The organism is Salmonella sp. 32031103-2018-00083-FB-01-SM-01, from assembly GCF_017571995.1.
In the GTDB taxonomy this organism is placed as follows: Bacteria; Pseudomonadota; Gammaproteobacteria; order Enterobacterales; family Enterobacteriaceae; genus Salmonella; species Salmonella enterica.
On record NZ_JAGEQL010000008.1, the window covers coordinates 148,368 to 156,663 of the forward strand.

The following is an 8,296-nucleotide window of genomic DNA, read 5'->3' on the forward strand; positions in this document are numbered from 1 at the left end:
GGGCGGTGTCTTCAAGGGTTAAACGAGAAACCGCTCCGTTCTGTGATGTATTATTAATCAGAAAGGTTGATAGGGATAATCGTTCGTTGCTATGCTACCTATCGCCATGAACTATCGTGGCGACGGAGGATGAATAATGAATATTCGTGATCTTGAATATCTGGTGGCGTTAGCCGAACATCGCCATTTCCGGCGAGCGGCGGACTCCTGTCACGTCAGCCAGCCAACCCTTAGCGGGCAAATACGTAAGCTGGAAGATGAGCTGGGCGTTATGCTGCTGGAGCGTACGAGCCGTAAGGTGCTGTTTACCCAGGCGGGCTTACTGCTGGTGGATCAGGCGCGTACCGTACTGCGTGAGGTCAAGGTGCTCAAGGAGATGGCAAGCCAACAAGGCGAGACGATGTCCGGCCCGCTGCATATTGGTTTAATCCCAACAATTGGTCCCTATTTGCTGCCGCTTATCATTCCAATGTTGCACCAGACTTTCCCGAAGCTGGAAATGTATCTGCATGAGGCGCAAACGCATCAGTTGTTAGCGCAACTCGATAGCGGCAAGCTTGACTGCGCTATTCTGGCGCTGGTGAAAGAGAGCGAGGCGTTCATCGAAGTGCCGCTGTTTGATGAGCCCATGATGCTGGCTATTTATGAGGATCATCCGTGGGCGAATCGCGATCGCGTGCCGATGTCCGACCTGGCGGGCGAGAAATTGCTAATGCTGGAAGATGGCCACTGTCTGCGCGATCAGGCGATGGGGTTCTGTTTTGAAGCGGGAGCGGATGAAGATACCCATTTCCGGGCGACCAGTCTGGAAACGCTGCGCAACATGGTGGCGGCGGGCAGTGGTATTACACTACTCCCCGCGCTGGCCGTACCACAGGAGCGTAAGCGCGACGGCGTGGTTTATCTGCCATGCATTAAGCCGGAGCCGCGTCGTACCGTGGGGCTGGTTTATCGCCCGGGATCGCCGCTGCGTAGCCGTTATGAGCAACTGGCTGAGGCCATCCGTGGCGCAATGGATGGCCATTTCGACAAGGCGTTAAAACAGGCGGTTTAAGCCGTTCAACGCCGCAACCCGATAAGCTTCCGCCATGGTTGGGTAGTTAAAGGTGGTGTTAACGAAGTATTCGATGGTGTTACCGCCACCTTTCTGCTCCATGATCGCCTGGCCGATATGAATAATTTCGGCGGCGCGTTCGCCAAAGCAGTGAATCCCCAGAATTTCTTTGGTTTCGCGGTGGAAGAGAATTTTTAGCGTGCCGACGTTCATGCCGACGATTTGCGCTCGCGCCAGATGCTTAAACTGCGCGCGGCCCACTTCGTAAGGCACTTTCATTGCCGTTAACTGCTGCTCGGTTTTGCCGACAGAACTGATTTCCGGAATGGTATAAATCCCGGTGGGGATATCTTCGATAAGATGCGCGGTCGCTTCGCCTTTCACCAGCGCCTGCGCTGCAATACGTCCCTGATCGTAGGCGGCGGAGGCCAGACTGGGATAGCCAATCACGTCGCCCACCGCATAGACGTGCGGCAGGGCGGTCTGGTACATACTGTTGACTTTGAGCTGTCCACGGCTGTCTGTTTCCAGACCAATATTCTCCAGCGCCAGCGAATCGGTGTTACCGGTACGGCCATTAGCATAGAGCAGGCAGTCAGCCTTCAGTTTTTTACCGGATTTCAGGTGCATGATGACGCCATCATCGCAGCCTTCGATTTTCTCATACTCTTCATTGTGGCGAATAACCACGCCGCTATTCCAGAAATGGTAAGAGAGAGAGTCGGACATCTCCTGATCGAGAAAGGCCAGCAGGCGATCGCGGGTGTTGATCAGATCCACTTTCACATCCATACCGCGGAAGATGGACGCATATTCGCAGCCGATAACGCCGGCGCCGTAAATAATAACGTGGCGCGGTTCATGGTGGAGACTCAGGATTGAGTCGCTGTCATAAATGCGTGGATGCGAGAAATCCACATCATTGGGATGGTAAGGACGCGAACCACAGGCAATAACAAATTTTTCTGCCGTCAGGGTTTCAACCGTGCCGTCATGGCATTCCAGCGCCAGGGTATGTTCGTCAATAAAATGGGCGTTGCCCTGCAAGATTTCACAGTGGTTACGCTCATAAAACCCCTGACGCATACGCGTTTGTTGATTAATCACGTTATCGGCATGATTAAGGATGTCGGCGAATGAAGAACGAAGAAGACGGGAGTGGTCGCTATAGAGCGGGTTTTGATTAAATTCAATAATGCGGCTGACGGCGTGGCGAAGGGCTTTGGATGGAATGGTGCCCCAGTGGGTACATCCGCCGCCAACGTTATGATAACGCTCAATCACCGCGACGCGTGCTCCTTGCTTAACCAGACCCATTGCAGCGCCTTCACCGCCGGGGCCTGACCCTATGACGACTGCATCATAATCCCAGGAATGTGGCATGGTATTACTCACCTGTTTTTATACATAAAATAAACACGATGATAACATTTGCCCAGCTTTAACCCAATTATCGTTGTGCTTTTTTGCGAAGCCGGAGCACAAACTGTCTGTAAACAATCATTCACAATCCAGTGTGAACCCGTTACTTTTATTCTCTGGTATAGTGCCGAATAAGGCATATGGAAGGATTCAGACATTGTGATGGGTGTTAGAGCGCAACAAAAAGAAAAAACCCGGCGTTCGCTGGTGGAAGCCGCATTCAGCCAACTGAGCGCTGAGCGGAGTTTCGCCAGCCTGAGTTTGCGTGAAGTGGCGCGTGAAGCGGGCATTGCGCCAACGTCGTTTTACCGTCATTTTCGCGATGTCGATGAACTCGGTCTGACGATGGTGGATGAAAGTGGTCTGATGCTGCGTCAGTTGATGCGTCAGGCGCGACAGCGCATCGCGAAAGGCGGCAGCGTCATTCGCACGTCGGTCTCCACATTTATGGAGTTTATCGGCAACAACCCCAACGCCTTCCGTCTGTTGTTGCGCGAGCGTTCCGGCACTTCAGCGGCGTTTCGTGCCGCCGTCGCGCGGGAGATTCAGCATTTTATTGCGGAACTTGCCGACTATCTGGAACTCGAAAACCATATGCCGCGCGCGTTTACTGAAGCCCAGGCCGAAGCGATGGTGACTATTGTTTTTAGCGCGGGCGCAGAGGCGTTGGACATCGGCGCTGAACAGCGTCGGCAATTAGAAGAGCGGCTGGTATTGCAACTGCGCATGATTGCGAAAGGGGCGTATTACTGGTATCGCCGTGAGCAAGAGAAAATAGCACATCATTCCGAATAACGTGAAGGACGAGTAATGAAACAGTCAGGTCAAGATAAAGGTACGCTGTTGCTGGCGCTCATCGCTGGCTTATCGATTAACGGCACATTCGCGGCGCTGTTTAGCGCTATTGTGCCGTTCTCCGTATTCCCGGTTATCTCGCTGGTGCTGACGGTATATTGCCTGCATCAGCGCTACCAAAATCGTACTATGCCGGTAGGTTTGCCGGGGTTGGCCGCCGCTTGTTTCATTCTTGGCGTTTTACTGTATAGCACCGTCGTGCGTGCAGAATATCCGGATATTGGCTCTAATTTCTTCCCGGCGGTGCTGTCGGTGATTCTGGTATTCTGGATTGGCTTTAAACTGCGTAACCGCAAGCAGGACACCGCGGAATAGTGTGCGAATGCCGGATGGCGGTATAACCGGCCATCCGACGTACATTTTACCTTGCGGTGAGTAATACCCCGCATTCCATATGATGCGTATATGGGAACTGATCGAATAGCGCCAGGCGAGACACCGTGTGCGTCTGGCTTAACGTTTCCATGTTTTTGCACAACGTTTCCGGATTGCAGGAAATGTACAGAATACGTGGATAAGCCTGCACCATTTTTTCCGTTTCGCTGTCCAGACCGCTGCGCGGCGGATCGACAAAAATGGTTTCGCACTGATAGCGCTTCAGGTCGATCCCCTGCAGGCGGTTAAACTCACGAACGCCATTCATCGCCTGGGTAAACTCTTCCGCCGCCATGCGAATAATTTGTACATTATCAATATGATTAGCGGCAATATTGTACTGTGCGGCAGCGACGGACGGTTTGGCGATTTCGGTTGCCAGCACGCGGTCAAAATTGCGCGCCAGCGCTAAAGAAAAATTGCCGTTGCCGCAATACAACTCAAGCAGATCGCCTTTTGAGTCTTTCGTCACCTCCAGCGCCCACTCTAACATCTGAATATTCATGGCGGCGTTTGGCTGCGTAAAGCTGTTTTCGACCTGGCGGTAGATCATCTCTTTACCTGCCACAGGCAGACGCTCATCAATATAATCCTGATCCAATTCGATCTTGGTTTTAGTAGCCCGGCCAATCAGGTGTACGTTCAGACCTTGCGCGCGTAAAGCATCGCGTAACGCAGTGGCGGCTTCACGCCACTCTTCGTCCAGCTTCTTATGGTACAGCAACGACACTACCGCCTGGTTGCTCAAGGTCGTGAGATAATCGATCTGGAACAGCTTATGCCGCAGTGCATGATTATCGCGCACGCCGGCAATCATCGCCTTCATTAAGGTATTAATCAGTTGGCTGGCCGCCGGGAAGGAGTCAACGCGAATCCGGCTTTTGGTCTGCTGATCAAACATAATGTGGTACAGATCATCGCCGTCATGCCACAGGCGAAATTCCGCACGCATACGATAGTGACTGACCGGCGAGCGAAATACTTCCGGAACCAGGCCAGAAAACGGCGCCATCATACTCTGCAAGCGTGCCACTTTTTCGGCCAGCTGCGCCTCATACTGTTCTGTCGGAAGATGTTCGGGGGTCATATCGCATCCTGAATAATAAAAGTACGCGGGGATTGTAGGGATTGCTCAGTGGATGTCCAGCTATTGATGATTTCTGATTTGTGATGCGCGGTCTGGACAGGGTGTTGTGACAGACGGTAGCATCCGTGGGCCGGTCCTGTGAGTTAATAGGGAATCCAGTGAAAATCTGGAGCTGACGCGCAGCGGTAAGGAAAGGTGAGATGAGAGCGTAAGCAGACACTGCCTCCGGCGGGAAGTCATCATTTCTGCTATCCAGCCAACGGATAACCCTCCAAGCCCGAAGACCTGCCGGCTAACGTCGCATCTGGTTTTTCATCATCGCGTACTATCGATGAAGCCTGCGGCATCCTTCTTATATTGTGGATGCTTTACAATGATTAAAAAAGCTACGCTGCTGACGGCGTTCTCCGTCACGGCCTTTTCCGCTTGGGCGCAGGACACTAGCCCGGATACCCTGGTTGTCACCGCCAACCGTTTTCAGCAGCCGCGCAGCGCGGTTCTGGCGCCCGTTACCATCGTGACGCGTCAGGATATTGAACGCTGGCAATCGACCTCCGTAAATGATGTTCTGCGCCGTTTGCCTGGCGTCGATATTGCGCAGAGCGGCGGCGCCGGACAAAACTCCTCCATTTTCATTCGCGGCACCAACTCCAGCCATGTACTGGTATTGATTGACGGCGTGCGTCTGAATTTAGCAGGCGTGAGCGGGTCCGCCGATCTCAGCCAGTTCCCGGTGTCGCTGGTACAGCGCATTGAATATATTCGTGGTCCGCGTTCCGCTATTTATGGTTCCGATGCTATCGGCGGCGTAGTGAATATCATTACGACGCGCGATAACCCAGGCACAGAATTAACCGCTGGATGGGGAAGCAATAGCTACCAGAATTACGACCTCTCGACGCAACAGCAACTTGGCGAAAACACGCGGGCGACGTTGATCGGCGATTACGAATACACCAAAGGGTTTGACGTGGTAGCGAAAGGCGGTACCGGGATGCAGGCGCAGCCTGACCGGGACGGCTTTTTGAGTAAAACGCTTTATGGCGCGTTAGAGCATACCTTTTCTGATCGCTGGAGCGGATTCGTGCGTGGTTATGGCTACGATAACCGTACCGATTACGACGCCTATTACTCGCCGGGCTCGCCGCTGATTGATACACGCAAACTTTATAGCCAAAGCTGGGACGCCGGGCTGCGCTTTAATGGCGAACGTATTCAGTCTCAGCTGGTTTCAAGCTATAGCCACAGTAAAGATTACAACTATGATCCGCACTATGGCCGGTATGATACCTCCGCCACGCTGGATGAGATGAAACAGTACAATGTTCAATGGACCAACAGTGTGGTCGTGGGGCACGGTAATGTTGGGGCGGGCGTAGACTGGCAGAAACAGACTACCACGCCAGGTACCGGCTATGTGCCCGAGGGATATGACCAGCGTAATACCGGGGTTTACCTGACAGGATTACAACAGTTGGGTGACTTCACTCTGGAAGCGGCGGCGCGCAGTGATGACAACTCCCAGTTTGGTCGTCACGGTACATGGCAAACCAGCGCGGGATGGGAGTTTATAGAAGGTTATCGCTTTATTGCTTCCTACGGAACCTCCTACAAAGCGCCTAATTTGGGCCAACTGTATGGTTATTACGGTAATCCGAACCTGAATCCTGAAAAGAGTAAACAGTGGGAAGGCGCATTTGAAGGGCTAACCGCTGGCGTCAGCTGGCGTATTTCAGGTTATCGTAACGATATTAATGACATGATCGATTATGACGATCATCTGCAAAAATATTACAACGAAGGTAAGGCGCGCATTAAAGGTATTGAGGCGACGGCGAATTTCGATACCGGACCGTTAACGCATACGGTCAGTTATGATTACGTTGATGCGCGTAATGCGATTACCGATACGCCATTACCGCGGCGTTCCAAACAGATGGCAAAATATCAACTTGACTGGGACGTTTTCGATTTTGACTGGGGGGTGACATATCAATACCTTGGTTCCCGCTATGATTCGGATTACTCCGCTTACCCATACCGGACAGTAAAAATGGGCGGCGTCAGTTTATGGGATCTTACGGTTGCATATCCGGTCACCTCACATCTGACAGTTCGTGGTAAAATAGCCAACCTGTTCGACAAAGATTACGAGACAGTTTATGGCTACCAAACTGCAGGACGAGAATACACCTTGTCTGGCAGCTACACCTTCTGAACCACGTCCCACCGTGCTGGTATTTGATTCCGGCGTCGGTGGATTGTCGGTCTATGATGAGATTCGGCGGCTCCTGCCGGATCTCCACTATATATATGCTTTCGATAACGTGGCTTTCCCCTACGGGGAAAAGAGCGAAACGTTTATCGTTGATCGCGTTGTCGAGATTGTGACTGCGGTACAGCAGCGCTATCCCCTTTCACTGGCGGTGATTGCCTGCAATACCGCCAGTACGGTCTCACTTCCCGCATTACGTGAAAAGTTTGCCTTCCCGGTGGTGGGCGTTGTGCCTGCGATTAAACCAGCGGCGCGGCTGACCGCCAATGGCGTCGTCGGGCTACTGGCGACGAGAGCGACGGTCAAACGTCCTTATACTCACGAGCTGATTGCGCGCTTCGCTAATGAATGTCAGATAGCCATGTTGGGGTCGGCAGAACTGGTGGAACTGGCGGAAGCGAAATTACATGGCGACTCGGTGTCGCTGGAAGAGCTGCGCCGCATATTACGCCCATGGCTACGAATGCCGGAGCCGCCTGACACGGTCGTTCTGGGGTGTACGCATTTCCCTCTATTACGGGACGAGCTTTTGCAAGTCCTGCCCGAAGGGACGCGGTTAGTGGATTCCGGCGCGGCGATAGCGCGTCGTACAGCCTGGCTGTTGGAACATGAAGCGCCGGATGCGAAATCAACCGATGCCAATATTGCTTATTGCATGGCAATGACGCCAGGAGCTGAACAATTATTACCCGTTTTACAGCGTTATGGCTTTGAAACGCTCGAAAAACTGGCGGTTTAATGGCGTTTTGGGTAAATACCAGGCACTTGAGAAATTATTTTAAATTTCCTCTTGTCAGGCAGAAATAACTCCCTATAATGCGCCACCACTGACACGGAACAACGGCACACAGGCCGCCGGGTCAGCGGGGTTCAGACCAGAACCTCACGGAGAAAAGCGAAAATAAACGCTTGACTCTGAAGCGGGAAAGCGTAATATGCACACCCCGCGCCGCTGAGAAAAAGCGAAGCGGCACTGCTCTTTAACAATTTATCAGACAATCTGTGTGGGCACTCGAAGATACGGATTCTTAACGTCCTCGGACGAAAAATGAATACCAAGTCTCAAGAGTGAACACGTAATTCATTACGAAGTTTAATTCTTTGAGCATCAAACTTTTAAATTGAAGAGTTTGATCATGGCTCAGATTGAACGCTGGCGGCAGGCCTAACACATGCAAGTCGAACGGTAACAGGAAGCAGCTTGCTGCTTTGCTGACGAGTGGCGGAC

At 52.4% G+C, this 8,296-nt stretch carries 7 protein-coding genes, 1 rRNA gene and 1 riboswitch; of the genes, 6 read left to right on the forward strand and 2 right to left on the reverse strand.

Translation table 11 applies throughout. The annotated features are described in order from the left end of the window. Positions 1–136: 136 nt before the first annotated feature. Entirely contained in the window at positions 137–1,054 is a 918-nt protein-coding gene (gene oxyR / locus J4614_RS20270) for a DNA-binding transcriptional regulator OxyR (protein ID WP_001025919.1), read from the forward strand. On the opposite strand, the gene sthA is transcribed toward oxyR, so the two are convergent. Then, positions 1,037–2,437 (reverse strand): Si-specific NAD(P)(+) transhydrogenase, encoded by a 1,401-nt coding sequence (gene sthA, locus J4614_RS20275; RefSeq protein ID WP_001120789.1) that lies wholly within the window; start codon positions 2,435–2,437, stop codon positions 1,037–1,039. The two genes, oxyR and sthA, sit on opposite strands and share 18 nt — an antisense overlap. A 198-nt stretch (positions 2,438–2,635) precedes the next feature. Here sthA and fabR point away from each other — a divergent pair, with 198 nt between their 5' ends. After that, complete coding sequence (gene fabR / locus J4614_RS20280) at positions 2,636–3,271, forward strand: HTH-type transcriptional repressor FabR (protein WP_000971958.1); 636 nt, start codon at positions 2,636–2,638, stop codon at positions 3,269–3,271. Positions 3,272–3,286: 15 nt separating this feature from the next. Continuing rightward, positions 3,287–3,646, forward strand: coding sequence for a YijD family membrane protein (locus J4614_RS20285; protein ID WP_000813838.1), 360 nt, complete (start codon positions 3,287–3,289; stop codon positions 3,644–3,646). 46 nt (positions 3,647–3,692) lie between these two features. On the opposite strand, the gene trmA is transcribed toward J4614_RS20285, so the two are convergent. Next, positions 3,693–4,793: a tRNA (uridine(54)-C5)-methyltransferase TrmA gene (gene trmA / locus J4614_RS20290; RefSeq protein WP_208293299.1), complete on the reverse strand. Its 1,101-nt coding sequence runs from the start codon at positions 4,791–4,793 to the stop codon at positions 3,693–3,695. 114 nt (positions 4,794–4,907) lie between these two features. Next, positions 4,908–5,101: riboswitch (cobalamin riboswitch) on the forward strand. Between the two features lie 65 nt (positions 5,102–5,166). Between trmA and btuB the strand changes: the two genes are divergently transcribed. The 3 genes from btuB to J4614_RS20305 all read left to right on the forward strand — a co-directional run. Continuing rightward, positions 5,167–7,011 carry a TonB-dependent vitamin B12 receptor BtuB gene (gene btuB / locus J4614_RS20295; RefSeq protein ID WP_023213940.1) on the forward strand — a complete coding sequence of 615 codons (1,845 nt, stop codon included), beginning with the start codon at positions 5,167–5,169 and terminating at the stop codon, positions 7,009–7,011. Continuing rightward, complete coding sequence (gene murI / locus J4614_RS20300) at positions 6,956–7,807, forward strand: glutamate racemase (protein WP_023197534.1); 852 nt, start codon at positions 6,956–6,958, stop codon at positions 7,805–7,807. Before btuB ends, murI begins: the two co-directional genes overlap by 56 nt. Positions 7,808–8,186: 379 nt before the next feature. After that, positions 8,187–8,296: ribosomal RNA gene (locus J4614_RS20305) — 16S ribosomal RNA — on the forward strand; the annotation flags it as partial.